Origin of the sequence: Pseudoalteromonas sp. SG45-3, from assembly GCF_014164075.1 — a bacterium.
Lineage (GTDB): Bacteria > Pseudomonadota > Gammaproteobacteria > Enterobacterales > Alteromonadaceae > Pseudoalteromonas > Pseudoalteromonas distincta.
Map to the genome: position 1 here is coordinate 1 of NZ_JACJEN010000074.1, position 336 is coordinate 336.

Consider the following 336-nt stretch of genomic DNA (forward strand, 5'->3'; position numbering starts at 1 on the left):
CCCATTTTGAATACTAGTTTGAAAGAAGTTTTGTTTTATTTGTTAGTACCGAGTTGTTTTAGTAATAATCCTGCACGATATCCTCAAGTTAACTATTTTTTCCGGCTCAATCGCCTCTTTTCAGGCACACTTATATTAATTTTTTAGGATACATATTATGTCTAATACAACTACTGGTTCAGTAAAATGGTTTAACGAAGCAAAAGGTTTTGGTTTTATCGAGCAAGAATCTGGCGCAGACGTGTTCGCACATTTCAGCGCGATCTCTGGCGACGGTTTTAAAACTTTAGCTGAAGGCCAACGTGTACAGTTTACTGTTACTCAAGGTCAAAAAGG

General features: G+C 36.9%; 1 protein-coding gene. It reads left to right on the forward strand.

The genetic code is table 11. The features are described 5' to 3' along the window. Positions 1-157: 157 nt before the first annotated feature. Positions 158-336 (forward strand): cold-shock protein (locus tag H5126_RS21325; RefSeq protein WP_182721570.1); only part of this gene is annotated, 179 nt, incomplete at its 3' end.